This is a genomic window from Pseudomonas hefeiensis, assembly GCF_030687835.1.
In the GTDB taxonomy this organism is placed as follows: domain Bacteria; phylum Pseudomonadota; class Gammaproteobacteria; order Pseudomonadales; family Pseudomonadaceae; genus Aquipseudomonas; species Aquipseudomonas hefeiensis.
The window spans coordinates 3,767,202-3,791,142 of the sequence record NZ_CP117449.1; the positions used below are offsets into that span (position 1 = coordinate 3,767,202).

Sequence of the window (23,941 nt, forward strand, 5' to 3'; positions counted from 1 at the left end):
TTTCCCACCGATAAAAGGACCTTGTCATGAGCTACCGCACGCTAGGCCATTCCGGGTTGCAAGTCTCGACATTGACTCTGGGCACCATGATGTTCGGCGAACAGACCAGCACCGAGGATTCGCTGCGGATCATCGACAAGGCCTGGGACCAGGGCATCAATTTCATCGACACGGCGGACGTCTACACCAACGGTCGCTCCGAGGAAATCGTCGGCGAGGCGATTGCCAGTCACCGTCATGAATGGGTGCTGGCCACCAAGGTCGGCTTCGGTCCGCCGGACGGCGTGCCCAACCGCAGCGGCCTGAGTCGCAAGCACATCTTCAATGGCATCGAGGCCAGCCTGACGCGCCTGGGCACCGATTATCTGGACATCTATTACCTGCACCGCGAAGACCACAACACCCCGCTTGAGGTCACGGTGTCGGCCATCGGTGATTTGATTCGTCAGGGCAAGATCCGCTACTGGGGCCTGTCGAACTACCGTGGCTGGCGCATCGCCGAGGTGATTCGAATCGCCGACCGCCTGGGCATCGACCGGCCGGTGATCAGCCAACCGCTGTACAACATCGTCAATCGCCAGGCCGAAACCGAGCAGATCACCGCCGCGCAGAACTATGGCCTTGGTGTGGTGCCCTTCAGCCCGCTGGCCCGCGGGGTGCTCAGTGGCAAGTACGCACCGGACGTGGCACCGGACGCCAACAGTCGCGCCGGTCGCCAGGACAAACGCATCCTGGAAACCGAATGGCGGGTCGAGTCCCTGCGCATTGCCCAACAGATCCAGCAATACACCCAGGGACGCGGCGTGGGCATTGTCGAGTTCGCCATTGCCTGGGTGCTGAACAACCGCGCCGTCACCTCGGCCATCGTCGGGCCGCGCACCGAGGAACAATGGGATGGTTACACCAAGGCGCAGTCGGTGACGATCACGGCCGAAGATGAAGCCTTCATTGATTCGCTGGTGACACCGGGGCATGCCTCGACACCAGGGTTCAATGACGTGGGCCACTTCGTGCCGGGGCGTGTGGCGCGTACGTCATAACTTCGTCGACTCCGACGCCCCCCTTGTGGCATGGGGATTTACCTGTGGGAGCATGGCTTGCCCGCGATGGCTGCGCTGCGGTTTAACAGCTGAACCGCGTTATCGTTCATCGCGGGCAAGCCTTGCTCCCACAGGCCATGCGCCACAGATAAATTTTCCAGTCACAAGTTCGGGTGTTGACTGATCACCCCCAAGAGAATCACCGTGTCTAAAGGCATCGTTCTGTCGGTCTCGGCCTCTGCGCTGTTCGCCGTCATGTATTACTACACCTCACTGCTCTCGCCACTGACCGGCGTGGAAATCTTCGGTTGGCGCATGCTGCTGACGATGCCCTGCATGACGGTGTTCATGCTGGTGGCAAAGGAGTGGAACCTGGTGACGGCGCTCGGCAGGCGGCTGATCGCCGCGCCGCGTCTGTTGATCGGCGCCATAGCGTCTTCGGCGTTGCTGGGGGCGCAGTTGTGGCTGTTCATGTGGGCGCCCCTCAACGGCTACAGCCTGGACGTGTCGCTGGGGTATTTTCTGTTGCCGCTGTCGATGGTTCTGACCGGGCGCCTCGTCTATGGCGAGCGCCTGTCCTACCTGCAGAAAATCGCCGTGTTCTTCGCCTCCCTCGGTGTGGTCAACGAGTTATACCAAGTGGGCGGTTTTTCCTGGGCGACCTTGCTGGTGGTGGTGGGTTATCCCCTCTACTTCATCCTGCGCAAACGCCTGGGGACCGACAACCTGGGCGGGCTGTGGCTGGACATGACCCTGATGCTGCCGCTGGCGCTCTGGTTCGTGCAAAGCGGTGAGCAGGGATTCGCTGTTTTCGACCAGTACCCTTGGCTGTCGTTGCTGATCCCGTTGCTCGGGGTGATCAGCGCTTCGGCACTGGTGGCCTACATCATTGCCAGCCGGTTGCTGCCGTTCAGCCTGTTCGGACTGTTGAGCTATGTCGAACCGGTGTTACTGCTGGGCGTTGCGCTGCTGCTGGGAGAAAGCATCCAGGCCAGTGAATGGCTGACCTACATTCCGATCTGGATGGCCGTGGCCGTGCTGGTGTTCGAAGGGTTCAAGCACCTGATGCGCCAGCGACGCCGGAACTGAAAATTACACGGCCCCCTTGTGGGAGCGGGCTTGCTCGCGAAAGCAGTGTATCAGTCGATATCAATGGCGCCTGACACGACGCCTTCGCGAGCAAGCCCGCTCCCACAGGGGGCCTGTACTGGCAATAAAAAGCCCGCCCGACATCACTGCCGGGCGGGCTTTTTGGTCTCAGCTCTTACTCAGTAGCCAGCACACCACGCCGCACCTGGTCACGCTCGATGGACTCGAACAGCGCCTTGAAGTTGCCTTCGCCGAAGCCATCGTCGCCCTTGCGCTGAATGAATTCGAAGAACACCGGTCCCATCAGGGTTTCCGAGAAAATCTGCAACAGCAGACGCTTGTCGCCCTGTTCGGAGGAGCCGTCCAGCAAAATGCCCCGTGCTTGCAGTTCATCCACCGGCTCGCCGTGATTTGGCAGGCGGCCTTCGAGCATTTCGTAGTAGGTGTCCGGCGGCGCGGTCATGAAGCGCATGCCGATGCCTTTGAGCTGGTCCCAGGTCTTGATCAGATCATCGGTCAGGAAGGCCACGTGCTGGATGCCCTCACCGTTGAACTGCATCAGAAACTCTTCGATCTGCCCGGCACCCTTGGACGATTCCTCGTTCAGCGGGATGCGGATCATGCCGTCCGGGGCGGTCATGGCCTTGGAGGTCAGACCGGTGTATTCGCCCTTGATGTCGAAGTAACGGATCTCGCGGAAGTTGAACAGCTTCTCGTAGAAGCCGGCCCAATAGGCCATGCGCCCGCGATAAACGTTGTGGGTCAGGTGGTCGATGATTTTCAGGCCAGCGCCCACCGGGTTGCGGTCAACACCTTCGAGGAACACGAAGTCGATGTCGTAGATGGAGCTGCCTTCGCCAAAACGGTCGATCAGGTACAACGGCGCGCCGCCGATGCCTTTGATTGCCGGCAGGTTCAGTTCCATCGGGCCGGTTTCGATGTGGATCGGCTGGGCGCCGAGTTCCAGGGCGCGCTTGTAGGCCTGTTGCGAATCCTTGACGCGGAATGCCATGCCGCACACCGACGGGCCGTGTTCGGCGGCGAAATACGAGGCCACGCTGTGGGGTTCGTTGTTGAGGATCAGGTTGATCGCGCCCTGGCGATACAGATGCACGTCCTTGGAGCGGTGGCTGGCCACTTTGGTGAAGCCCATGATCTCGAAGATCGGCTCCAGGGTGTTCGGGGTCGGGGATGCGAATTCGATGAATTCAAAGCCCATCAGGCCCATCGGGTTTTCGTATAGATCTGCCATGTTGGCGCCTCATCATGCTTATCAATTAACGGAGCGTTAGTTGCCGGCCATGCTGAGGGCACGCGGTGGCGCGCAGGAAATGCCGCGAACGGTGCGGGCGAGGAAATCGCCGTAGATCAGTTGAAACCCGAATATCTTCATTGTCGACCCAAGGCTCTTGCGGGCGAGGCTTCTGCTGCCAGAAGACGTTTATTCTTATATGCGTAACTCGATTCTACACAGCGTAACCTTGTTTGTCCGCCTTCCTTATCAAATCGTCTTTTCCGGCGACCGCGCAAGGGGTTTGTTGCACAGGAAAATCCCCGTCAGGATCAGCCCCGCGCCTACGCCCATCAAGACGGTGAGCCGCTCGTCCAGCAGCAGCGCACCGAACAACACCGCAGTCAGCGGGTTAAGAGCGATGAACACGCCGGAACGCGTCGCGCCAATCCGACGGATGCCGTCGTACCAGGCAATATAGGCCAACGCCGATCCCAGCACGCCGAGGTAGAGCAGGCTCAACCATTGCCCGATGTCCAGCCCGCGCAATGCTTCTACGCGAACTTCGCCTGCGGCCACGCAGGCTACCCACAACATCAACGTGCCCAGCAGAATCGACCAGGTCACGGTTTGCAAAGGCCCGAGGCTTTCATTCAAGTTTTTGGAAAACAAGGAATAGATGCCCCAGCCCAGCACACAGCCGAAAATCAGCAGATCGCCCAGCCAGCCCTGTGCTGCACTCTGCAGCAAGGAAGGATCGCGACTGACGATCACCAACCCGGCCCCGCCCATACACAGCACGATACCCGCGACTTTCAACCGGCTCAGCCGCTCCTTGAATAGCCACCAGGACGCCAGCCCGATCACCGCCGGATTCAAGGCCACGATCAACGAGGCCCGCGACGCATTGATGTATTGCAGGCCATAGAAGAAACACAGGTTGTAGAAAAAGATCCCGAAGAATCCCAGCGCCGCCAATTGCAGCCCTTGTTTCAGGCTGGGCCTGGCCAGCGGGATCCCGGCCAGACCGAGAAACAGCAACAGCGCGAGACTGGCCAGCAGAAACCGCAGGCTGGCGGCGAGCAACGGCGCCAGGACATCGGAAAGGATCCTGCCAGCGACGAAGGTGCCGCCCCAGATCATGGTGACCATGGCCAGCTTCAGGTACACCGGCAGGTCGGAAGGGGTTGGGACAGATTGTTCGAGGGTTTTCATGGGGCACCGAAGCATGTAAGTGAACGACGTACAAACCTTGCGGCGCGCAAGATTTTCCCCCTGTGGGAGCAAGGCTTGCCCGCGATGAACGAGAACGCGGTTCAACGGTTAGACTGCGGTGCGGCCATCGCGGGCAAGCCTTGCTCCCACAACTAATCCCCGCGCCACAAGGTTGTATTGCTTTCTGAATAGCGTCAGATGCCTCATTATCGAACTCATGTTCGATCATCGTAAAATGAGCATTCCCTCATGACCCTCACCCAACTCGAAATCTTCTCCCAGGTCGCCGAGCTGCGCGGTTTTACCGCCGCGGCGACGCGGTTGGGCATTAGCCAGTCGGCGGTGTCCCACGCCATCAAATCGCTGGAGCAGGAGTTGGGCGTGGAGTTGTTCAGGCGTCATCAGGCCCTCATCGAGCCCAGCGACATTGGTCAGCAATTGCTGCTGCGCGCCCGGGCCATGCTCGGGCTGGCCAACACGCTACGCCAGGAGGCTGCCGATGCACGGGGCATGCGCCGAGGCACCCTGCGCATCGGCTCGTTCGGCCCGACTTCGTCAATGAAGTTGTTGCCCGCCATCCTGCAACGCTACCGCGCTCTGCATCCGGGAATCGAAGTGCACATCGACGAAGGACCGGACCGGCAAGTCATCCAGTGGCTGGATGAGCGGCGGATCGACGTCGGTTTCGTGGTGCTGCCCGAAGACCGTTTCGACACGTTCGCGCTGATGCAAGACCAGATGGTCGCCGTGCTACCCACCGCCCATCCCCTCGCCGCCCAAACCAGCCTGAGCCTCAAGGACCTGTGCAACGACCCCTTCGTACTCACCGAGGCCGGATCTTCTGAACTGGTTTCGCGCCTGTTCAACTCGGCCCGGCTCACACCGAACGTACGCTATCGTTGTTCGCAACTGCTCAGCACCCTGGATGTCGTCAGCCGCGGTGAGGCCGTGACCCTGGTGTCCGAAGGGTCGCTGCCGGGCGGCGACAACCCGCGCTTCGTCACGCGGCCATTGTCGCCGCAGGTCCCGCGTCAGATAGGCCTGGCGGTACTGGACAGCCGACAGGCCTCGCCCGCCACCCTGGCGTTTATAGAACTGGCGAGGCAGTCAGTCTGATCATCCGCAACCGGATGCACTATCGGGCCTGTCTTGCGGCTGATCGGTAGCAACGCGCACTTGAGGCTGGGGAATTCGTGCCGTATCTGCAACCGGTCGTGCATGGCGACAGGCATCATCGAACTGTCAGGCAAGCTGGACTTGGGTATTGTTGCCTAGGGGGTCGAAACCGTTGAACAAAGCGACTATCAGGCCGCCATGGGGTGAACTTTCTACAAGGTTATCTATTTGGTCGCCCCCTGAGTGCGCCAGACTTCATTACGACCGTGCCTCCCTTGAAAACCATCGCCCTGCACCGCTTCATTGGCACAGTCCAAGTGAAAAACTTTGCTATTGTTACATAACGAAAAAGTTACGATTTACACCTTTGCGATTCACTACTACAATTTTTTCAGCGGTACCCGATAACAGGAGCGTCATTATCACCGAGTCGCTTCAAGGCACTTGGCTTATAGCTTTGTTTGCGGTTGGTATCAGCCAAATATTCTGATTGGAGTAACGATATTGTCCAGACTCGCTGAATTTCGTAGAGCAGAACAGGACCTTCAAGAACAGCTCAAGCAGCTGGAAAAGCTGAAGAACGACGCCGGGCTCAAGAAAGAAATCGAATTTGAAGAGAAGCTCCAGGGACTGATGAAAACCTACGGCAAGAGCCTGCGTGACGTCATCGCGATTCTCGACCCGAACCCGGCCAAGGGTGGCCTGTCATCGACTAAACCTGTGAAAACCCGCCGCGCGCGAGTGGTCAAGGTGTACCAGAACCCGCACACGGGTGAACTGATCGAAACCAAAGGCGGCAACCATCGAGGCCTGAAAGCCTGGAAAGAACAGTACGGTGCAAAAACCGTTGACTCCTGGTTGCGCACCTGAAAGCTGACCGAATGAAAAAACCCTGAGTTCTGCTCAGGGTTTTTTTATGGGAAAAATTTATGGACTCAGTGGTTCTAATGCCGAGGGCTTTATAGTTTCAGACTGTTTCGTACTGACTGTATTTCATCTTGGCTTTCTAAAAATTCCTGCGCCTGCTCTGCATAGGACAGCACATTAGCCCTGCCCTCCTTTAGTGCAGCTACGAGTGTCTGAGACAACACATGCCGCCCGTTTTGCGTGATCGTGCAAGTGGTCTCCAGCGCGGCGACGTCGCCCAACATCGAAGCATGAATTTTATTACACACACTTTGATAACCGCCCTGGTAAAAGTCCTTCTGAACTGACTTGCGCATTTCCAGTAACACGCCTTGCAAGTTGACTTGATGGTCCGGTTCGATGGGCGTCGTGGTCAGTTCCATGACCATCAGCGCAGTGCCCGCTGAATCACTCTTTGTCGCCCGTTGCCGGGTCGTCCCTGGCACTGCCAGCGAGGTGCCCGCATCAGAGGGCAACGGTTCGATGACCCAGCCTGGGGGCCAGGTAACTTGCGGTTCGGCCGCCTGGACACCGACACCTGCCATCGCGAGCAGCAGGACAAACAGCGAAAGGAACGGTCGAATCATTGCATTGCACTCAAGGACGATGGGTAAAGTCTGAAGCCCGCCGCCCAGGCAAGCAATAGCCAGAGGCGTTTGGCGATGCCGAGCCCCTTGCGTATCATGGGCGCACCTGCAAGGAAGCCGTTTAGCGCAAGCCCAGGATCATCGCAGCAAGGTTGCGATGCCGTTTGCCTCACTTATTTTCCGGAGGGCCCATGAGCCTGCACGAACTCAACACTGTCCCAGGCGTCACCGCCCAACCCGATACCGCCACGGCCAAATTTGTCTTCAACCACACCATGCTGCGGGTCAAGGACATCACCCAGTCTCTGGATTTCTACACCCGAGTGTTGGGTTTTTCCCTGGTGGAAAAACGCGATTTCCCGGAAGCCGAATTCAGTCTGTACTTCCTGGCCCTGGTGGACAAGAGCCAGATTCCGGCCGACGCTGCACAGCGTACCGAATGGATGAAATCCATCCCCGGCATCCTGGAACTGACCCACAACCACGGCACCGAAAGCGACCCGGCGTTCGCCTACCACAACGGCAACACTGACCCACGCGGGTTCGGCCACATCTGCATCTCGGTCCCGGACGTCGTGGCCGCCTGCGAGCGCTTCGAAGCGCTGGGCTGCGACTTCCAGAAACGCCTGAGCGACGGTCGCATGAAAAGCCTGGCGTTCATCAAGGACCCGGATGGCTACTGGGTCGAGATCATCCAGCCCGCGCCGCTGTAAAACCAGAGCGCGCCTGCTCCCGATAGCGCTGGGCCTGTCGACAATGATGCTGCACCTGAAGACCCCTTCGCGAGCAAGCCCGCTCCCACACTGGATCGGTGACACACACAAAAACTGTGAACGCCGCGATCAAATGTGGGAGCGGGCTTGCTCGCGAAGAGGGCGACTCGACCTGTCGAACTGAACAAGCCACCCGCCCCACAAACAATGCGCAATATAAAAAACCCCATGAGCACTGGCTCATGGGGTTTTGTTTTTCCCGCTGTCGGCTATTGATTTAGGCCGGCGCGGAGGTGCGGATCAGGTGATCAAAGGCGCTCAGCGAAGCCTTGGCCCCTTCGCCCACGGCGATCACGATCTGTTTGTACGGAACAGTCGTCACGTCACCGGCGGCGAACACGCCAGGGATCGAGGTTTCACCGCGGGCATCGACAATGATCTCGCCCCGTGGCGACAGCTCGACGGTGCCTTTGAGCCAATCGGTGTTAGGCAACAGGCCAATCTGCACGAAGATCCCTTCCAGCGCCACGTCCCGCGCTTCACCGCTCGGGCGGTCTTTGTAGCGCAAGCCGTTGACCTTCTGGCCATCGCCCGTCACTTCGGTGGTCTGGGCGTTGGTGATCACGGTCACGTTCGGCAGGCTGTGCAGTTTGCGTTGCAATACTGCATCGGCACGCAATTGCACGTCGAACTCCAACAGAGTGACGTGGGCCACGATGCCAGCCAGGTCAATGGCCGCTTCCACGCCGGAGTTACCGCCGCCAATCACCGCGACGCGCTTGCCTTTGAACAGCGGGCCGTCGCAGTGCGGGCAGTACGCCACGCCCTTGTTGCGGTATTGCTGCTCGCCCGGCACGTTCATTTCGCGCCAGCGGGCACCGGTCGCCAGAATCACGGTCTTGGCCTTGAGGCTCGCACCGCTGGCGAATTTGATTTCGTGCAGCACGCCATTCTTGCCAGGCACCAATGCATCGGCGCGTTGCAGGTTCATGATGTCCACGTCGTACTGCTTGACGTGCTCTTCCAGGGCCACGGCCAGTTTCGGGCCTTCGGTTTCCTGTACCGAGATGAAGTTCTCGATGGCCATGGTGTCGAGCACCTGACCGCCGAAACGCTCAGCCGCGACACCAGTGCGGATACCCTTGCGGGCCGCGTAGATCGCCGCCGAAGCGCCGGCTGGGCCACCGCCCACCACCAGCACATCAAAAGCATCCTTGGCGCTGATCTTCTCGGCCTGACGCTCGATACCACTGGTGTCGATCTTGGCGAGAATTTCCTCCAGGCCCATGCGGCCCTGGCCGAAGTTCACGCCATTGAGATAAACACTCGGCACGGCCATGATCTGACGTTCGTCGACCTCGGCCTGGAACAGCGCGCCGTCGATGGCGACGTGGCGGATGTTCGGGTTCAGCACCGCCATCAGGTTCAGCGCCTGGACCACGTCCGGGCAGTTCTGGCAGGACAGCGAGAAATAGGTCTCGAAGTTGAACTCGCCTTCAAGTGAGCGAATCTGCTCGATCACTTCAACACTGGCCTTGGAAGGATGACCGCCGACTTGCAGCAAGGCCAACACCAGCGAAGTGAATTCGTGGCCCATGGGGATACCGGCAAAACGCAGGCTGATATCGGCTCCCGGGCGATTCAACGAAAACGAAGGCTTGCGCGCGTCGGTGCCGTTGTCGAGCAAGGTGATCTGGTCACAAAGACTGGCAACGTCTTTGAGTAATGCGAGCATTTCCTGGGATTTCGCACCGTCGTCGAGGGAGGCGACGATCTCGATCGGCTGGGTGACCCGTTCCAGGTATGACTTCAACTGAGCTTTAAGATTGGCGTCCAACATACGGGCGATTTCCATTTTTTGAATTTCAGAAAAAACAACGCCCGAGCGAATCTCGCCCGGGCGTTTTTTGGGGCGAAGCGGCTTACTTGATTAAGAGCGGATCGCCCTCGGATGACTCACAGACTTAGATCTTGCCAACCAGGTCCAGGGACGGAGCCAGAGTAGCCTCGCCTTCCTTCCACTTGGCCGGGCAGACTTCGCCCGGGTGAGCAGCAACGTATTGAGCAGCCTTGACCTTGCGCAGCAGCTCGGAAGCGTCACGGCCTACACCGCCGTCGTTGATTTCAACGATCTTGATCTGACCTTCAGGGTTGATCACGAAAGTACCGCGGTCAGCCAGGCCAACTTCTTCGATCAGCACGTCGAAGTTGCGAGAGATGACGTGGGTCGGGTCGCCAATCATGGTGTACTGGATTTTGCCAATGGCTGGCGAGGTGTTGTGCCAGGCAGCGTGAGCAAAGTGAGTGTCGGTGGAGACGCTGTAGATTTCGACACCCAGCTTCTTGAATTCAGCGTAGTTGTCGGCCAGGTCTTCCAGCTCGGTTGGGCAAACGAAGGTGAAGTCGGCCGGGTAGAAGAACACCACGGACCACTTGCCTTTCAGGTCGGCGTCCGAAATCTGGACGAATTCGCCGTTTTTGAAAGCGGTAGCGTTGAACGGTTTAACTTGGCTGTTGATGATAGGCATCGATGACTCTCCGTCAGGGGTTGAAAAGTTGATGACGTGAATCTTAACCACTCGTCCCCCGGCAGGCTCATTGGCAAACCTCATGTGAATGATTGGTTTTGGCTATCAGCCGCGTAATAGATAGAAGAAAACCTAATATGGCGAGCAGGCTCGCTCGCCATAGGTTCGTCCCAGGGATCAGGACGCTAAGGGCGTACGCATCGTGACGAATTCCTCAGCGGCAGTCGGATGCACGCCAATGGTCTCGTCGAAATCACGCTTGGTGGCGCCAGCCTTGAGTGCGATGGCCAGGCCCTGGACGATTTCCCCCGCATCCGGCCCGACCATGTGGCAGCCCAGCACTTTGTCCGTACGGGCATCCACCACCAGCTTCATCAGCGTGCGCTCCTGGCAGTCGGTGAGGGTCAGTTTCATCGGGCGGAAACGGCTTTCGAACACCTGCACCTCATGCCCCTCCTCCCTGGCTTGTTCTTCGGTCAGGCCGACCGTACCGATATTCGGCAGGCTGAACACAGCCGTGGGGATCATTCGGTAATCCACCAGGCGATATTGCTCGGGCTTGAACAGGCGCCGCGCCACGGCCATGCCTTCAGCCAGGGCAACGGGCGTGAGTTGTACGCGACCGATGACATCGCCGATGGCCAGGATCGACGGTTCGGCGGTCTCGTACTTTTCATTGACCTTGACGAAGCCCTTCTCGTCCAGCGTGACACCGGTGTGTTCAAGGCCAAGATTGTCGAGCATCGGCCGCCGGCCGGTGGCGTAGAAGACGCAATCGGTGGCCAGTATGCGACCATCCTTGAGCTCTACCTTCAGGCTGCCATCGTCCAGTTTTTCGATGCGTTTGATGTCAGCGTTGAATTGCAGATCCAGGCCACGACGGGTCAATTCTTCGGCCAGATGTTTGCGTACCGCGCCATCAAAACCGCGCAGGAATAGCTCCCCGCGATACAGCAACGACGTCTGCGCGCCCATGCCGTGGAAGATTCCGGCGAACTCCACGGCAATGTAACCACCGCCCACGACGATGACGCGCTTGGGCAGTTCTTTGAGGAAAAACGCCTCGTTGGAGCTGATGGCGTGCTCACGGCCCGGAATGTCCGGTATCACCGGCCAGCCACCGGTGGCGATCATGATGTGTTCGGCGGTGTAGCGCTGACCGTTGATCTCGACCTCATGGGGTCCGGTCAGCCTGGCGTGGCCCTCGTGCAACACCACGCCGCTGTTGACCAGCAGGTTGCGGTAAATCCCGTTGAGGCGATTGATTTCCCGATCCTTGTTGGCGATCAGCGTGGCCCAGTCGAAACTCGCTTCTCCCGCCGTCCAGCCATAGGCCGACGCTTGCTCAAGGTCCTCGGCATAATGCGCACCGTAGACCAGCAGCTTCTTCGGTACACAACCCACGTTCACGCAGGTACCACCCAGGTAGCGGCTCTCCGCCACGGCCACCTTGGCTCCGAAACCGGCCGCGAACCGCGCAGCACGCACACCGCCGGAACCGGCGCCAATCACATACAAGTCAAAATCGTAGGCCATTTTCTATCTCCTTCGGCAGACCATCAGCATACCTGCTGTTTTCACGCGAGGCAGCGTTGCGATGTTATGGGGGCGGGAAATGAATAAGCCAGGCGGATTGACTCATGTCGAGCGGTCAAGCCGAAAACCTGTGGGAGCGGGCTTGCTCGCGAATGCAGTGTGTCAAACGACATCAATGTTGGCTGTACCGCCCTCTTCGCGAGCAAGCCCGCTCCCACAGGGGTTCGCTTGTGTGATTGATGACTTGCGAGACCTTTCCCCGCGCAAAAAAACGCCCCGAACCAGTCGGGGCGTTTTTCAAGGTGCGGCGCAGGTGATCAGTACGCCTTACCCGTCTTGTAGAAATTCTCGAAGCAGAAGTTGGTCGCGTCGATGTAGCCTTCGGCGCCACCGCAGTCGAAACGCTTGCCTTTGAATTTGTAGGCCATGACGCAGCCGTTCTGGGCCTGCTTCATCAGGGCGTCGGTGATCTGGATTTCACCACCCTTGCCTGGCTCGGTCTGTTCGATCAGGTCGAAGATGTCCGGGGTCAGGATGTAGCGGCCGATGATCGCCAGGTTCGACGGCGCATCTTCAGGCTTTGGTTTTTCAACCATGCTGTGGACGCGGTAGATGTCGTCGCGAATCATTTCGCCAGCGATCACACCGTACTTGTTGGTTTCCTGCGGATCGACTTCCTGGATCGCCACGATGGAGCAGCGGAACTGTTTGTACAGCTTGACCATCTGGGTCAACACGCCATCGCCTTCGAGGTTGACGCACAGGTCGTCCGCCAGGACCACGGCGAAGGGTTCGTCACCGATCAGCGGGCGACCGGTCAGGATCGCGTGGCCCAGGCCTTTCATTTCGGTCTGACGGGTGTAGGAGAACGAACATTCGTCCAGCAGTTTGCGGATGCCGACCAGGTACTTCTCTTTGTCGGTGCCCTTGATCTGGTTTTCCAGCTCGTAGCTGATGTCGAAATGGTCTTCCAGGGCGCGCTTGCCACGGCCGGTGACGATGGAGATTTCCGTCAGGCCCGCAGCAAGGGCCTCTTCGACGCCGTACTGGATCAGTGGCTTGTTCACCACCGGCAGCATTTCTTTGGGCATGGCTTTAGTCGCTGGCAGGAAGCGAGTACCGTAACCGGCTGCTGGGAACAAGCATTTCTTGATCATATAAGTCCTTGAAAAGGCGGTGTGTACGAGTTTCGGCGCAGTCTAATCAGGCCGCAGGCACCTTACAATGCCGGGCTGGCCAACCGGTGCCATCATAGAGAAATAAAAAATGGCGGATAGTTCAATCATCTTTCATTGCGATAGCCAGGCGGTCTCACTGTACGCTCATGGGCGCTGTTTGCGAGCATTTGGCGTATCATGGCGCCCTTGATCCCGCCAATGAGGCAGCTAGATGTCGGCAACAAAAAACGCAAACGGTTATTCGGTCAGCCAGGACAAAGACGGTCAGTGGTGGATTATCAACTACCACGGAGAACAGGTTGCTGGCCCCTTGCCCAGCAAAGCGATGGCGGTGGAAGTGGCCGCAGTGTTCCAGGACGAGCGCTCTGCCCCGGCAGCAAAAGAGCGTGAAACGGCTCCAGCGCGCAGCCCCCGTCGCAAAAAGTAACTGGACAAGCCTCAAGTAAATGTTGTTTGAACATGGAATGAGGCTTTGTTTATCTGTACCGAAATGGCCATTAGCTATAACCTCGCGCCAGCCCCTTCCTTCTCGATGACGATTCCATGAAAAAACTTCTGGCGCTGTTTGCAGTCCTGGCCCTGGCGGGCTGTGCCACGGCCGAAAAAACCTACCTGAACAGCGGCGAGCAAGGCCTGACCATCGATTGCTCGGGCGAAGCGAACTCCTGGGCCACCTGTTATGAAAAGGCTGACGCCTCCTGTGCCGGCACCGGCTACCGCATTGTCGGCACCGATGGCACGCCGCACGCCAAGGAAAGCGAAAAGACCTTGGGTGTCGATGTCGGCAACTTCACCAGCCGCAGCGTGCTGGTGGTGTGTAAATAAACGAGTGTCCTGACACTCAGATGTGGATCTCGGCGAACTTGATCCCCAGGCCGCGGATGATCTCGATCAGGTCGTCGAGACGGCTGAAGGATTCAACTTCATCCTGGTCATCCACCAGAAAAAAGCTGCGCCCTGCGCTTTTCTTGAAAAAGACGATCCATTCCCCCGGGTTCGCCGGGTTCTGAATCACATGGGTGGCGCAGATAAGACCTTCTGCATGGCGCACACGCACCTGCTCGCGCTTCATCGACTGACTCCATAAATGACAATGCCGCCAACGTCGGCCGTGGCGGCATTTTTTGTCGAGGGCGGCAGTTTATCCGATGCCCGGCCTGCTCGTCAGGTCGAGCCCTGGCTCAACCGGAAATGCAGGCGTTGGCCGCATCCTGCACATCACCCGGGCGCACAGGCACATTGGACAGGCTTTCGTGCAGCTTGATGCTGCTGCCGCTGGAGCGCTCGTCAATATCGAACACTGCCGCCGGCAACGTCGACAATTTGCCGGGGACGATCAAGCGAACGCCATTCTTGTGAGGTTCCATTTGCAACGGACCACGGGTACTGGCCAGCTTGTCAGCAACGCACTTGGCATATTCCTGAGGTTTCTTTCCGGAGATGACATTCATGGTGGGCGGCGTCTGGTTGATGTCCGATACCGATGCACATCCACTCATGGCCAATGCCAACACCCACACGCTGCGCTTCATATGATTCCTCCGATAAAGATCCTCCGACAGTGCAAACGCTGCTTTTCTCCGGCGTCCTGCGTCTTTTTTTTTGCGCATCCTGCGATAAATGAATAAAGCGTGAGGCGCGGGCCGGATATTAGCACTCGGTGCTGATAAACTGCGCACCATTGCCCCTTGCTATCGTTTTGATTTGGTAGAAAAAGCCCTTCTGGAGGCGCCCATGAAATTCATACACCAGCGCGAGCACCTCAACGAAGACGATATCGTCGTCATCGAATGCTCCCAAATGTGCAACATCCGTTTGATGAACGACGCCAACTTCCGCAGCTTCAAGAACGGCGGCCGGCACACTTATCACGGCGGCGCGTTCGACACGTTCCCGGCCAGGATCACCGCACCAAGTACCGGTTTCTGGAACATCACCATCGACACCGTCAACCGCCGTGCCATCAGCGTCACGCGCAAGCCGACCCTGACCCACAAGATCAAAATCATCCGGCGTTCCAGCTCGAAACTGAGCTGAGCATCGCCCCTCCAAGACAGGCAAAACCGTGGCCCAGACAACCAAATACGTCATCAACTACAAGCTTAACGGCGAACGCCGCTTCGAATTCGCGCAACTGCAAACCGGTACAGTGGACGAAGCCATGGCAGCGCTGCAGGCGATGCATGGCCAGACCGATGATGTGATCAGCGACGTTAAAGTCAGCAAAGCGCTGTAACAAGCTCCGCTCCCCAAGTGTTGTGTGGCGAGGGGATTTATTCCCGCTCGGGTTCTGGCACCGCAAGATCCAGGGTGCCAGCCTCCGAAGCACTTGCCAGACTGATCAATCCTCTCTGTCAGGACTTGTGATCATGTCTCCCACTGCGCACTGCCCCTCACTCGCCCAACGAATAAACAACATCGACTGGCCGTCCCTGGAACAAAACCTCGAGCAGGACGGCAGCGCAATCATCCGTAACCTGCTTACGGCCAGGCAATGCAGGATGCTCAGTGGCCTATACGCTGAACCCGGCTTTTTCCGTTCGAGGGTAATCATGGCCCGCCATGGATTCGGGCGCGGCGAATATCAGTACTTTCGTTATCCGCTGCCCGATGCGGTCCAGCAACTGCGTCAGTCGTTGTACCCGGCGCTGGTGCCCCTGGCCAATCGCTGGAATGAATGCCTGGGAATTGAGGTGCGATATCCCAACGAGCACCCGGCTTTCATTCAACGCTGTCACGCCGCCGGGCAACGGCGTCCTACGCCGTTGTTGCTGCAATACGGTCCGCAGGACTACAACTGCCTGCATCAGGATCTGTACGGCGAGCATGTATTCCCGTTGCAGGTGGCGATTCTGCTGTCGGAACCGGGCCAGGACTTTAGCGGCGGCGAGTTCGTTCTCACTGAGCAGCGCCCGCGCATGCAGTCACGTGCGCAGGTTATCGATCTGAAACAGGGCGATGCGCTGGTGTTTGCCGTGCATCAACGGCCGGTCAAAGGCGTTCGCGGTTATTATCGAGTGAATTTGCGCCATGGCGTCAGCCGCGTACACAGCGGCAGCCGGCATACACTTGGAATCATTTTTCATGATGCGCAGTGATAACCCCCCTATCACGCTGGACCTGTTCGCCGACCAGACGCCGACGACACCCGGCCTGACCGAACAGATCGGCGAGCAGGCGTTTGTGTTACGCGGTTTCGCTCTGCCCTGGCTCGAACGTTTGCTGCCGGCCCTGGAAGCGGTGTTGCTGGCCGCGCCGTTCCGGCAGATGGTCACGCCTGGCGGTTTTACCATGTCGGTGGCCTTAAGCAGTTGCGGCGCCCTGGGCTGGACCACCGACCGCAGCGGCTATCGCTACACGGCCCACGACCCACAGACCGGCCTGCCCTGGCCCGACATGCCAAAGGTGTTCCGCGAACTGGCCCAGGCCGCCGCCCGGCAGGCACACTTCGAACACTTCGAGCCCGACGCCTGCCTGATCAACCGTTACCTGCCCGGCGCGCGGATGTCGCTGCATCAGGACAAGAACGAACGTTGCCTCAGCGCCCCCATCGTCTCGATGTCCCTGGGCTTGCCGGCGGTGTTTCAGTTCGGCGGATTCGAGCGCAGTGACAAGAGCCTTCGTGTTCCGTTGTTTCATGGCGATATCGTGGTCTGGGGCGGCGTGGACCGAATGCGTTTTCACGGTGTGCTGCCGCTCAAGGAAGGCCAGCATCCGAAGCTGGGCGTCCAGCGGATCAACCTGACATTTCGCACCGCCGGATGAAGGTGCAGAATTCAACCGCAAGACCCGGAGTGTTGCCATCTTGCAGGCTCGCTACCTTAGCCAAAACGGGCCAATGGACATAACGACCATGAACAGCACTTCGAACACCCTTACCGCTGAACTGGACCCTCGCTGGGCTGCCGTGCTCGCCCGGGATCCGCGCGCCGACGGGCAATTCGTCTATGGCGTGAAAACCACCGGCATCTATTGCCACCCCAGCAGCCTGTCGCGCCTGCCCAACCCGCGTAACGTGGAATTTTTCGACACGCCGGAACAGGCCCAGGCGGCGGGTTATCGTCCTAGCAAGCGGGTGGCCAGGGACCAGACCCAGATCGCCGCCCAACAAGCGGCCCGGGTCGCGGCCGCCTGTCGGCAGATCGAGGCCGCCGAAGAACTGCCTGGGCTCAATGAACTGGCGCAAAGCGCAGGCTTGAGTCCCTTCCATTTCCACCGGGTGTTCAAGGCCGTCACCGGTCTGACACCCAAGGGTTATGCCGCCGCCCACCGCTCACGCAAGGTGCGCGACCGCCTGAGCGATGGTGGATCGATCACCGAAGCGCTGTACGACGCCGGCTTCAACTCCAACAGTCGCTTCTATGAAGCCGCCGACAAAGTGCTGGGCATGAAACCCGCCGATTACCGCGCCGCCGGGCAGAACACCGATATCCGCTTCGCCGTCGGCCAATGTTCCCTGGGGGCGATTTTGGTGGCGCAAAGCGAACGTGGTGTGTGCGCGATCCTGCTGGGCGACGATCCGGACGCGCTGGTGCGCGACCTGCAAGACAAATTCCGCCGCGCCAACCTGATCGGTGCTGACCGCGAATTCGAGCAGTTGATCGCCCAGGTGGTGGGTTTTATCGAAGCACCGGCCCTGGGCCTGGACCTGCCACTGGACCTGCAAGGCACGGCGTTCCAGGAACGGGTCTGGCAGGCCCTGCGGGATATTCCGCCGGGCAGCACCGCCAGCTACGCCGAGATCGCCCAGCGCATCGGCATGCCCAAGGCCGTGCGCGCCGTGGCCCAGGCCTGCGGCGCCAACAGCCTGGCGGTGGCGATCCCCTGCCACCGGGTGGTGCGCAGCGACGGCAACCTGTCGGGTTATCGCTGGGGCGTGGAGCGTAAACGTCAGTTGCTGGCGCTGGAACGCTCGTCCGCGGACTGAACGCCGATGTAGATCGCCACCGAATCGGGGCCGCTGTAGACCTCGAAATCGGTGGCGAACCGGCGCAGGGTTTGCGGGTTATCCGCGAAATATGCCCAGATCAGGCCCCAGGTCTGGATCACGCAATCGGGCATCGGCCCCTTGGCCGAAAACACCAGGTAATCCCCGCCTTCGATGTCCACGGCGGGATAGCCTGCGCTGGTCGCATCCACCTGCACCCCGGCCGTCACATCAAAGTACCCGGTGGCGTCGGATTCATAGTGGGAATAGACCCCGTAGACAAACGATTCCGACTGCCTGGCGGGGATCTTGTCAAACAGCCCTTCGGTGAAGAACTGCTGCCACATCGGGCCGATCCGTGCCGTGTCGGGCTGCTGTTCGTCAGCGTTGCGCGTGTGTACCTGCAGACCGGCCACGGTGAAGGGTTCGACTGCCTTGAGTTTGACGTCCATGGGTCAGGCTCCTTGATAAATGAAGCCCGCATGGTAACCCGCTTGCCCCCGGGATCAAGTTGCAGCATCCGATTGAAAAACTCGACTGGCCCTGGCCGGGCCACACCTGCTAAAAACGCTGTTTTCCTCTGCCGTCGGAGACCCGCACATGAGCCAGTGGCCAGACACTCGCATTCTTGACCTGCTCGGCATCGATCTGCCCATCATCCAGGGGCCGATGGCCGGGGTGACGGGCCCGGCCATGGTGATCGCCGCCTGCAATGCCGGCGGACTGGGTTCGATGCCGGCGGCGATGCTGGATGTCGAGCAACTGCGTCAGGCGCTGACGACAATCAGCGAACAGACCGACAAGCCGTTCAACGTGAATTTTTTCTGTCACCAGCCACCCGTGCTCGATGAACAACGCGCCGAGGCCTGGAAGCAACACCTCAAGCCCTACTACGAAGAACTGGGCGCCGACTTCGACGCACCGACACCAGTGTCCAACCGCACGCCGTTCGATGATGCGGCCTGCCAGGTGCTGGAGCAGATGCGTCCTGAAGTGGTCAGCTTCCACTTCGGCCTGCCGGAAAAGTCCCTGCTGGACCGGGTGAAAGCCACCGGCGCTAAAGTCCTGTCGTCAGCCACCACTGTCGAGGAGGCCATCTGGCTGGAACAGCACGGGTGCGACGCGATCATCGCCATGGGCTATGAAGCCGGCGGCCATCGCGGGATGTTCCTCAGTGACGACCTCAACTCCCAGGTCGGCCTGTTTGCCTTGCTGCCACAGGTGGTGGATGCGGTGAGCGTGCCGGTGATCGCTGCGGGCGGTATTGGCGATGCACGGGGTATCGTTGCGGCGTTTGCTCTGGGTGCATCGGCGGTGCAACTGGGCAGCGCTTATCTGTTTACGCCCGAGGCCAAGATCAGCGCGGCCCATCACCGGGCGCTACGCACGGCCAAGGAAAGTCAAACTGCTGTCACCAACCTGTTCACCGGCCGCCCGGCCCGAGGCATCGTCAACCGGGTGATGCGCGAGATCGGGCCGATGACTCCCATGACACCGGCGTTCCCCCTGGCGGGCGGCGCGTTGATGCCGTTGCGGGCCAAGGATGAAGCGGACTTCAGCAACCTCTGGGCCGGCCAGGGGTTTCCCTTGGGCCGGGAGCTGTCCACCGCCGAGCTGACCCGGCATTTGGCCGAAGAGACGCTGGCCCAACTGAACGGCCGTGGGCGGTCCTGACGGTCATCATCGTCTGTCAGGCCGTCATCGCGAGCAGGCTCGCTCCCACAGGGGATGTGTGGCGAACACAACATCTGGACACACCACTGGACCTGTGGGAGCGGGCTTGCTCGCGAAAGCGGTGGGTCAGCCAACAGACATGTTGAATGTACCGCCATCTTCGCGAGCAAGCCCGCTCCCACATGGGTTCTGGTGTGGCAGCAAGCGGTGTGTTCGCCACAGATCCCTGTGGCAGCAAGAGGTGTGTTCGCCACAGATTCCTGTGGGAGCAAAGCTTGCTCGCGAAGATGGCGGCACATTCAACATCACCGCCACTGCCCTCTGCAAAACTCACATTCCGTTTGCCAGCCATTCGCTATATATTTCCGTATATAGCGAAACCGACCTTACGGAGCCTTTAATGCACCTCATCCGCCTCGCGCCGCTGCTGCTGACCACACTCTTTACCGTTGGCGCCGTCCAGGCCGATGAAGTGCAGGTGGCCGTGGCGTCCAATTTCACCGCGCCGATCCAGGCCATCGCCGCCGGTTTTGAGCAAGACACCGGCCACAAACTGGTGGCGGCCTATGGCGCGACCGGGCAGTTTTATACCCAGATCAAGAACGGCGCACCGTTCGAAGTCTTCCTCGCCGCCGACGACACCACCCCGGCCAGGCTCGAACGAGAAGGCGACACGGTAAAGGGTTCGCGCTTCACCTACGCGGTCGGCACGCTGGCGCTGTGGTCGGCCAAGGACGGTTATGTCGACAGCCAGGGCCAAGTGCTCAAGGGCAACGGTTTCCAGCACCTGTCCATCGCCAACCCGAAAGCCGCGCCCTATGGTTTGGCCGCGACCCAGGTGCTGGATAAGCTGGGGTTGACCGGGCAAGTCAAAGGCAAGATCGTCGAAGGCCAGAACATCACCCAGGCCTATCAGTTCGTTTCCACCGGCAACGCAGAACTCGGTTTCGTGGCCTTGTCCCAGGTCTACAAGGACGGCAAGGTGGCCAGCGGCTCGGCATGGATCGTCCCCGCCGAACTGCATGACCCGATCAAACAGGACGCGGTGATCCTCGAAAAAGGGCGAAACAACGCCGCAGCCTCGGCATTCATGGATTACCTAAGAGGCCCGAAAGCCACCGCCATCATCCAAGCCTACGGTTATCAACGCTAAATGCCACTGACCAGTGCCGACTACGCCGCCATCTGGCTGACCCTGAAACTGGCGTCGCTGACCACGGTGATCCTGCTGCTGATCGGCACGCCCATCGCCCTGTGGCTGTCACGTACCCAGTCCTGGCTGCGCGGGCCGGTGGGCGCGGTGGTGGCCCTGCCGTTGGTGCTGCCGCCCACGGTGATCGGCTTTTACCTGTTGCTCGCCCTGGGTCCCAACGGCTGGATCGGCCAATTCACCCAGGCCGTCGGGCTGGGTACCCTCACTTTCAGCTTCACCGGACTGGTGATCGGCTCGGTGATCTATTCCATGCCGTTTGTGGTGCAGCCGTTGCAAAACGCATTCTCCGCCATCGGCAGTCGCCCCCTGGAAGTGGCCGCCACCTTGCGGGCCGGTCCTTGGGATACTTTTTTCAGTGTCATCCTGCCGTTGGCTCGCCCCGGTTTCATCACCGCCGCGATCCTCGGCTTCGCCCACACCGTCGGCGAATTCGGCGTGGTGCTGATGATCGGCGGTAATATCCCCGAAAAAACCCGGGTGGTGTCGGTGCAGATTTACGACCATGTCGAAGCCCTGGAATATGCCCAGGCTCATTGGCTGGCGGCGGCGATGCTGGTGTTTTCATTTCTTGTGCTGCTGGCGTTGTATTCCAGCCGTCGAACCCGGGCCGGCTGGAGCTGATCGATGATTCAAGCGCGTTTTCAGCTCGACCATGGGGACTTCTCCCTGGACCTGGATGTGCAACTGCCGGGCCGTGGCGTGACCGCGCTGTACGGTCAGTCCGGTTCCGGCAAGACCACCTGCCTGCGCGGCATTGCCGGGCTGGAGCGGCCGGCTCGGGGTTTCATCGAGGTCAACGGCGAAGTCTGGCAGGACAGCGAGCGCGGCGTGTTCGTGCCGCCCCATCAACGGGCGCTGGGCTACGTGTTCCAAGAGGCGAGCCTGTTCGCGCATCTGTCGGTGCAGGCCAACCTGGCATTCGGCCTCAAGCGCATCGCGCCAGCGCAACGACGGGTGGACATGAGCCAAGCGACCGAGCTGCTGGGCATCGGTCACTTGCTGGAGCGGCAGCCACACAACCTGTCCGGCGGCGAACGCCAGCGGGTCGGCATCGCTCGAGCCCTGTTGACCAGCCCGCGACTGCTGCTGATGGACGAGCCGCTGGCCGCCCTGGATACCCGGCGCAAGAACGAAATCCTGCCCTACCTGCAACGCCTGCACGATGAGCTGGACATCCCGGTGCTGTACGTCAGCCACTCGCAGGACGAAGTGGCGCGCCTGGCCGACCACATCGTGCTGCTGGACGCCGGTCGTGTGCTGGCCAGCGGCCCGATCGGCGAAACACTGGCGCGACTCGACCTGCCGCTGGCGTTGGGGGATGACGCGGGCGTGGTGGTCCAGGGCAAGGTCAGCGGTTATGACGCTGCCTATCAATTGCTGTCCCTGACCCTGCCCGACAGCCTCTTGAACGTGCGTGTCGCCCACACGCCTCTGGCCGTCGGACAGCCACTGCGCTTCAAGGTCCAGGCCCGTGACGTCAGCCTCAGCCTGACAAACGATGCCCAGACCAGCATCCTCAACCGTTTGCCCGTCACCGTGGTCAGCGAACTGGCCGCGGACAACGCCGCCCATGTGCTGATTCGGCTGGAGGCTGCCGGCACCCCGCTGTTGGCGCGCATCACCCGTTACTCCCGCGATCAGCTCAAGCTTCATCCGGGGCAGTTGCTGTGGGCGCAGATCAAGGCGGTGGCGGTGTTGGCGTAAGGTTTGAACATCTCAAGTCGACCTCATGTGGGAGCGGGCTTGCTCGCGAAAGCGGTGTAACAGCCAACATTGATGTTGAATGCAATTGCCTCTTCGCGAGCAAGCCCGCTCCCACATGAAGCCCAGCGGTGTAGTCCAGATGCGGTGGACTACACGCCGTTGCGGGCCACCTCAGAAACTTGGCACGAGCGTCACAGGCTGCGGTCAATCAATCACAGGCCCCCGGATTTGCTGCCAAGGATTCTTTCATGCCCGACACCCTGCCGCCGGATGCATTGCCGGCCGATCTGCATTATGTCGATGACACCGCCCCTGGCATCTCCCGCAAAAAGTTGCGGGGCAAGTTCTGTTATTTCGATCCTCAGGGCCAGCGGATCACCGAGGTGGCGCAAATCCAGCGCATCAACGCCTTGGCCGTGCCGCCGGCCTACACCGATGTATGGATCTGCCTTGACCCGCGCGGTCATCTCCAGGCCACCGGCCGGGATGCTCGCGGGCGCAAGCAATACCGCTACCACCCACGCTGGCGCGAAGTGCGCGATGCCGACAAATACTCGCGAATGCTGGAGTTTGGCCGGACCCTGCCCCGCCTGCGCAAACGCCTGGAGCAAACCCTGGCCACGCCCGGATTCAGCCGCGATAAGGTCATGGCCACGGTGATCACGTTGCTGGACGTCACCCTGATCCGGGTCGGCAACCCCCAGTATGCCCGGGACAACCGCTCCTACGGCCTGACCACCCTGCGCAGCAAGCACGTCGAGGTCAACGGCAGCGCCATCGCCTTCCAGTTCCGTGGCAAGAGCGGCGTCGAACACCAGATCACCGTGAAAGACCGGCGCCTGGCGCGGATCATCAAGCGCTGCCAGGAGATCCCCGGGCAGAACCTGTTCCAGTACCTGGATGAACAGGGTGAGCGCCACTCCATCAGCTCCTCGGACATCAACGCCTACCTCAAGAGCCTGACCGGCGCCGATTTCACCGCCAAGGATTACCGCACCTGGGCCGGCAGCGCGGCGGCGCTGGCCGGGCTGCGAACGCTGCGCTGGGAAACCGAGACCGAAGCGAAAAAGCACGTTGTCGAGATGGTCAGGCAGGTCGCCCGGCAACTGGGCAATACGCCAACCGTCTGTCGTAAATGCTACATTCATCCGGCGGTGGTGGAGGGTTTCCTGCTCGGTGCCCTGTGGCAATTGCCCAGGCCTGGGGCACGCAAAGGCCTCAGTGCGGAAGAAGCCGGATTGGCGATGTTTTTGCAACGCATGGCCGAATGTTAAGACAAGCTCG

Annotated in this window: 27 protein-coding genes and 1 pseudogene; 18 read left to right on the top strand and 10 right to left on the bottom strand. The window is 60.0% G+C overall.

Features of this window, described 5'->3' with window-relative positions:
• Positions 1-26 precede the first annotated feature (26 nt).
• Positions 27-1,040 (top strand): aldo/keto reductase, encoded by a 1,014-nt coding sequence (locus tag PSH57_RS16755; protein WP_305384260.1) that lies wholly within the window; start codon positions 27-29, stop codon positions 1,038-1,040.
• A gap of 204 nt (positions 1,041-1,244) precedes the next feature.
• Entirely contained in the window at positions 1,245-2,129 is an 885-nt protein-coding gene (gene rarD / locus PSH57_RS16760) for an EamA family transporter RarD (protein ID WP_305384262.1), read from the top strand.
• A gap of 175 nt (positions 2,130-2,304) precedes the next feature.
• Here the strand turns inward: rarD and hppD are convergent, their stop codons facing one another.
• Positions 2,305-3,381 carry a 4-hydroxyphenylpyruvate dioxygenase gene (gene hppD / locus PSH57_RS16765; RefSeq protein ID WP_305384263.1) on the bottom strand — a complete coding sequence of 359 codons (1,077 nt, stop codon included), beginning with the start codon at positions 3,379-3,381 and terminating at the stop codon, positions 2,305-2,307.
• 249 nt (positions 3,382-3,630) lie between these two features.
• Positions 3,631-4,575 carry a DMT family transporter gene (locus tag PSH57_RS16770; RefSeq protein ID WP_305384265.1) on the bottom strand — a complete coding sequence of 315 codons (945 nt, stop codon included), beginning with the start codon at positions 4,573-4,575 and terminating at the stop codon, positions 3,631-3,633.
• Positions 4,576-4,824: 249 nt separating this feature from the next.
• Between PSH57_RS16770 and PSH57_RS16775 the strand changes: the two genes are divergently transcribed.
• The 3 genes and pseudogenes from PSH57_RS16775 (at position 4,825) to PSH57_RS16785 (ending at position 6,561) form a co-directional block, all read left to right on the top strand.
• Positions 4,825-5,691 carry a LysR family transcriptional regulator gene (locus PSH57_RS16775; RefSeq protein WP_305384266.1) on the top strand — a complete coding sequence of 289 codons (867 nt, stop codon included), beginning with the start codon at positions 4,825-4,827 and terminating at the stop codon, positions 5,689-5,691.
• 114 nt (positions 5,692-5,805) lie between these two features.
• Positions 5,806-6,035, top strand: a pseudogene (locus tag PSH57_RS16780) (hypothetical protein); the annotation flags it as partial.
• 160 nt (positions 6,036-6,195) lie between these two features.
• A complete protein-coding gene (locus PSH57_RS16785; protein ID WP_305384267.1) occupies positions 6,196-6,561 on the top strand; it encodes a histone-like nucleoid-structuring protein, MvaT/MvaU family in 366 nt (121 codons plus the stop codon).
• Positions 6,562-6,650: 89 nt separating this feature from the next.
• Here the strand turns inward: PSH57_RS16785 and PSH57_RS16790 are convergent, their stop codons facing one another.
• Entirely contained in the window at positions 6,651-7,184 is a 534-nt protein-coding gene (locus PSH57_RS16790) for a DUF4946 domain-containing protein (RefSeq protein ID WP_305444689.1), read from the bottom strand.
• 191 nt (positions 7,185-7,375) lie between these two features.
• On the opposite strand from PSH57_RS16790, the gene gloA reads away from it, so the two are divergent.
• Positions 7,376-7,897, top strand: coding sequence for a lactoylglutathione lyase (gloA, locus tag PSH57_RS16795; RefSeq protein WP_305384271.1), 522 nt, complete (start codon positions 7,376-7,378; stop codon positions 7,895-7,897).
• Between the two features lie 277 nt (positions 7,898-8,174).
• On the opposite strand, the gene ahpF is transcribed toward gloA, so the two are convergent.
• From ahpF to galU, 4 genes are all read right to left on the bottom strand, one after another.
• On the bottom strand, positions 8,175-9,737 hold the full coding sequence (ahpF, locus tag PSH57_RS16800) for an alkyl hydroperoxide reductase subunit F (RefSeq protein ID WP_305384273.1): 1,563 nt from the start codon (positions 9,735-9,737) through the stop codon (positions 8,175-8,177).
• Positions 9,738-9,861: 124 nt separating this feature from the next.
• The gene (gene ahpC / locus PSH57_RS16805) at positions 9,862-10,425 is read right to left on the bottom strand and encodes an alkyl hydroperoxide reductase subunit C (protein ID WP_305384274.1); all 564 of its coding nucleotides are present in this window, start codon (positions 10,423-10,425) and stop codon (positions 9,862-9,864) included.
• A gap of 177 nt (positions 10,426-10,602) precedes the next feature.
• Complete coding sequence (gorA, locus tag PSH57_RS16810) at positions 10,603-11,961, bottom strand: glutathione-disulfide reductase (RefSeq protein WP_305384276.1); 1,359 nt, start codon at positions 11,959-11,961, stop codon at positions 10,603-10,605.
• A 317-nt stretch (positions 11,962-12,278) separates the two neighbouring features.
• On the bottom strand, positions 12,279-13,118 hold the full coding sequence (gene galU, locus PSH57_RS16815) for a UTP--glucose-1-phosphate uridylyltransferase GalU (protein ID WP_047227638.1): 840 nt from the start codon (positions 13,116-13,118) through the stop codon (positions 12,279-12,281).
• Positions 13,119-13,350: 232 nt separating this feature from the next.
• Here galU and PSH57_RS16820 point away from each other — a divergent pair, with 232 nt between their 5' ends.
• Both PSH57_RS16820 and PSH57_RS16825 read left to right on the top strand, forming a co-directional pair.
• Entirely contained in the window at positions 13,351-13,566 is a 216-nt protein-coding gene (locus PSH57_RS16820) for a hypothetical protein (protein ID WP_214918669.1), read from the top strand.
• A gap of 116 nt (positions 13,567-13,682) precedes the next feature.
• Positions 13,683-13,964, top strand: coding sequence for a hypothetical protein (locus tag PSH57_RS16825; RefSeq protein ID WP_305384279.1), 282 nt, complete (start codon positions 13,683-13,685; stop codon positions 13,962-13,964).
• A 16-nt stretch (positions 13,965-13,980) separates the two neighbouring features.
• Here the strand turns inward: PSH57_RS16825 and PSH57_RS16830 are convergent, their stop codons facing one another.
• Together PSH57_RS16830 and PSH57_RS16835 are read right to left on the bottom strand one after the other, a co-directional pair.
• Positions 13,981-14,211: a hypothetical protein gene (locus PSH57_RS16830; protein WP_256229085.1), complete on the bottom strand. Its 231-nt coding sequence runs from the start codon at positions 14,209-14,211 to the stop codon at positions 13,981-13,983.
• Positions 14,212-14,320: 109 nt separating this feature from the next.
• A complete protein-coding gene (locus tag PSH57_RS16835; RefSeq protein WP_139050581.1) occupies positions 14,321-14,671 on the bottom strand; it encodes a hypothetical protein in 351 nt (116 codons plus the stop codon).
• 202 nt (positions 14,672-14,873) lie between these two features.
• On the opposite strand from PSH57_RS16835, the gene PSH57_RS16840 reads away from it, so the two are divergent.
• The 5 genes from PSH57_RS16840 (at position 14,874) to ada (ending at position 18,066) form a co-directional block, all read left to right on the top strand.
• Positions 14,874-15,176: a DUF1883 domain-containing protein gene (locus PSH57_RS16840; RefSeq protein WP_003182962.1), complete on the top strand. Its 303-nt coding sequence runs from the start codon at positions 14,874-14,876 to the stop codon at positions 15,174-15,176.
• A gap of 28 nt (positions 15,177-15,204) precedes the next feature.
• The gene (locus PSH57_RS16845; protein WP_305384282.1) at positions 15,205-15,375 is read left to right on the top strand and encodes a hypothetical protein; all 171 of its coding nucleotides are present in this window, start codon (positions 15,205-15,207) and stop codon (positions 15,373-15,375) included.
• Between the two features lie 133 nt (positions 15,376-15,508).
• Positions 15,509-16,237 (top strand): 2OG-Fe(II) oxygenase, encoded by a 729-nt coding sequence (locus PSH57_RS16850; protein ID WP_305384284.1) that lies wholly within the window; start codon positions 15,509-15,511, stop codon positions 16,235-16,237.
• The gene (alkB, locus tag PSH57_RS16855; protein WP_305384286.1) at positions 16,224-16,904 is read left to right on the top strand and encodes a DNA oxidative demethylase AlkB; all 681 of its coding nucleotides are present in this window, start codon (positions 16,224-16,226) and stop codon (positions 16,902-16,904) included. The genes PSH57_RS16850 and alkB overlap by 14 nt, the downstream gene beginning before the upstream one ends.
• An 88-nt stretch (positions 16,905-16,992) precedes the next feature.
• A complete protein-coding gene (ada, locus tag PSH57_RS16860) occupies positions 16,993-18,066 on the top strand; it encodes a bifunctional DNA-binding transcriptional regulator/O6-methylguanine-DNA methyltransferase Ada (protein WP_305384287.1) in 1,074 nt (357 codons plus the stop codon).
• Here the strand turns inward: ada and PSH57_RS16865 are convergent.
• Positions 18,030-18,518: a GyrI-like domain-containing protein gene (locus PSH57_RS16865; protein WP_305384288.1), complete on the bottom strand. Its 489-nt coding sequence runs from the start codon at positions 18,516-18,518 to the stop codon at positions 18,030-18,032. The genes ada and PSH57_RS16865 overlap by 37 nt on opposite strands.
• A 148-nt stretch (positions 18,519-18,666) precedes the next feature.
• On the opposite strand from PSH57_RS16865, the gene PSH57_RS16870 reads away from it, so the two are divergent.
• The 5 genes from PSH57_RS16870 (at position 18,667) to PSH57_RS16890 (ending at position 23,931) form a co-directional block, all read left to right on the top strand.
• Positions 18,667-19,740 carry an NAD(P)H-dependent flavin oxidoreductase gene (locus tag PSH57_RS16870; protein WP_305384289.1) on the top strand — a complete coding sequence of 358 codons (1,074 nt, stop codon included), beginning with the start codon at positions 18,667-18,669 and terminating at the stop codon, positions 19,738-19,740.
• A gap of 400 nt (positions 19,741-20,140) precedes the next feature.
• Positions 20,141-20,893, top strand: a complete 753-nt coding sequence (gene modA / locus PSH57_RS16875; RefSeq protein ID WP_305384291.1) for a molybdate ABC transporter substrate-binding protein — start codon at positions 20,141-20,143, stop codon at positions 20,891-20,893.
• A complete protein-coding gene (gene modB / locus PSH57_RS16880; RefSeq protein WP_047227648.1) occupies positions 20,894-21,574 on the top strand; it encodes a molybdate ABC transporter permease subunit in 681 nt (226 codons plus the stop codon).
• 3 nt (positions 21,575-21,577) lie between these two features.
• The gene (gene modC, locus PSH57_RS16885) at positions 21,578-22,657 is read left to right on the top strand and encodes a molybdenum ABC transporter ATP-binding protein (RefSeq protein ID WP_305384292.1); all 1,080 of its coding nucleotides are present in this window, start codon (positions 21,578-21,580) and stop codon (positions 22,655-22,657) included.
• Positions 22,658-22,905: 248 nt separating this feature from the next.
• Positions 22,906-23,931, top strand: coding sequence for a DNA topoisomerase IB (locus tag PSH57_RS16890; RefSeq protein WP_305384294.1), 1,026 nt, complete (start codon positions 22,906-22,908; stop codon positions 23,929-23,931).
• Positions 23,932-23,941: the final 10 nt, after the last annotated feature.

What these genes read in the sequence shown, in the direction of transcription:
- PSH57_RS16835 (WP_139050581.1), bottom strand. Translation starts at nt 14,671, where the DNA reads ATGAAGCGCAGCGTGTGGGTGTTGGCATTGGCCATGAGTGGATGTGCA.
- ahpF (WP_305384273.1), bottom strand. Translation starts at nt 9,737, where the DNA reads ATGTTGGACGCCAATCTTAAAGCTCAGTTGAAGTCATACCTGGAACGG.
- ahpC (WP_305384274.1), bottom strand. Translation starts at nt 10,425, where the DNA reads ATGCCTATCATCAACAGCCAAGTTAAACCGTTCAACGCTACCGCTTTC.
- modB (WP_047227648.1), top strand. Translation starts at nt 20,894, where the DNA reads ATGCCACTGACCAGTGCCGACTACGCCGCCATCTGGCTGACCCTGAAA.
- PSH57_RS16890 (WP_305384294.1), top strand. Translation starts at nt 22,906, where the DNA reads ATGCCCGACACCCTGCCGCCGGATGCATTGCCGGCCGATCTGCATTAT.
- PSH57_RS16820 (WP_214918669.1), top strand. Translation starts at nt 13,351, where the DNA reads ATGTCGGCAACAAAAAACGCAAACGGTTATTCGGTCAGCCAGGACAAA.
- hppD (WP_305384263.1), bottom strand. Translation starts at nt 3,381, where the DNA reads ATGGCAGATCTATACGAAAACCCGATGGGCCTGATGGGCTTTGAATTC.
- PSH57_RS16755 (WP_305384260.1), top strand. Translation starts at nt 27, where the DNA reads ATGAGCTACCGCACGCTAGGCCATTCCGGGTTGCAAGTCTCGACATTG.
- alkB (WP_305384286.1), top strand. Translation starts at nt 16,224, where the DNA reads ATGATGCGCAGTGATAACCCCCCTATCACGCTGGACCTGTTCGCCGAC.
- PSH57_RS16825 (WP_305384279.1), top strand. Translation starts at nt 13,683, where the DNA reads ATGAAAAAACTTCTGGCGCTGTTTGCAGTCCTGGCCCTGGCGGGCTGT.
- PSH57_RS16770 (WP_305384265.1), bottom strand. Translation starts at nt 4,575, where the DNA reads ATGAAAACCCTCGAACAATCTGTCCCAACCCCTTCCGACCTGCCGGTG.
- PSH57_RS16865 (WP_305384288.1), bottom strand. Translation starts at nt 18,518, where the DNA reads ATGGACGTCAAACTCAAGGCAGTCGAACCCTTCACCGTGGCCGGTCTG.
- ada (WP_305384287.1), top strand. Translation starts at nt 16,993, where the DNA reads ATGAACAGCACTTCGAACACCCTTACCGCTGAACTGGACCCTCGCTGG.
- modC (WP_305384292.1), top strand. Translation starts at nt 21,578, where the DNA reads ATGATTCAAGCGCGTTTTCAGCTCGACCATGGGGACTTCTCCCTGGAC.
- gloA (WP_305384271.1), top strand. Translation starts at nt 7,376, where the DNA reads ATGAGCCTGCACGAACTCAACACTGTCCCAGGCGTCACCGCCCAACCC.
- PSH57_RS16790 (WP_305444689.1), bottom strand. Translation starts at nt 7,184, where the DNA reads ATGATTCGACCGTTCCTTTCGCTGTTTGTCCTGCTGCTCGCGATGGCA.
- galU (WP_047227638.1), bottom strand. Translation starts at nt 13,118, where the DNA reads ATGATCAAGAAATGCTTGTTCCCAGCAGCCGGTTACGGTACTCGCTTC.
- PSH57_RS16830 (WP_256229085.1), bottom strand. Translation starts at nt 14,211, where the DNA reads ATGAAGCGCGAGCAGGTGCGTGTGCGCCATGCAGAAGGTCTTATCTGC.
- PSH57_RS16870 (WP_305384289.1), top strand. Translation starts at nt 18,667, where the DNA reads ATGAGCCAGTGGCCAGACACTCGCATTCTTGACCTGCTCGGCATCGAT.
- modA (WP_305384291.1), top strand. Translation starts at nt 20,141, where the DNA reads ATGCACCTCATCCGCCTCGCGCCGCTGCTGCTGACCACACTCTTTACC.
- gorA (WP_305384276.1), bottom strand. Translation starts at nt 11,961, where the DNA reads ATGGCCTACGATTTTGACTTGTATGTGATTGGCGCCGGTTCCGGCGGT.
- PSH57_RS16775 (WP_305384266.1), top strand. Translation starts at nt 4,825, where the DNA reads ATGACCCTCACCCAACTCGAAATCTTCTCCCAGGTCGCCGAGCTGCGC.
- PSH57_RS16850 (WP_305384284.1), top strand. Translation starts at nt 15,509, where the DNA reads ATGTCTCCCACTGCGCACTGCCCCTCACTCGCCCAACGAATAAACAAC.
- PSH57_RS16840 (WP_003182962.1), top strand. Translation starts at nt 14,874, where the DNA reads ATGAAATTCATACACCAGCGCGAGCACCTCAACGAAGACGATATCGTC.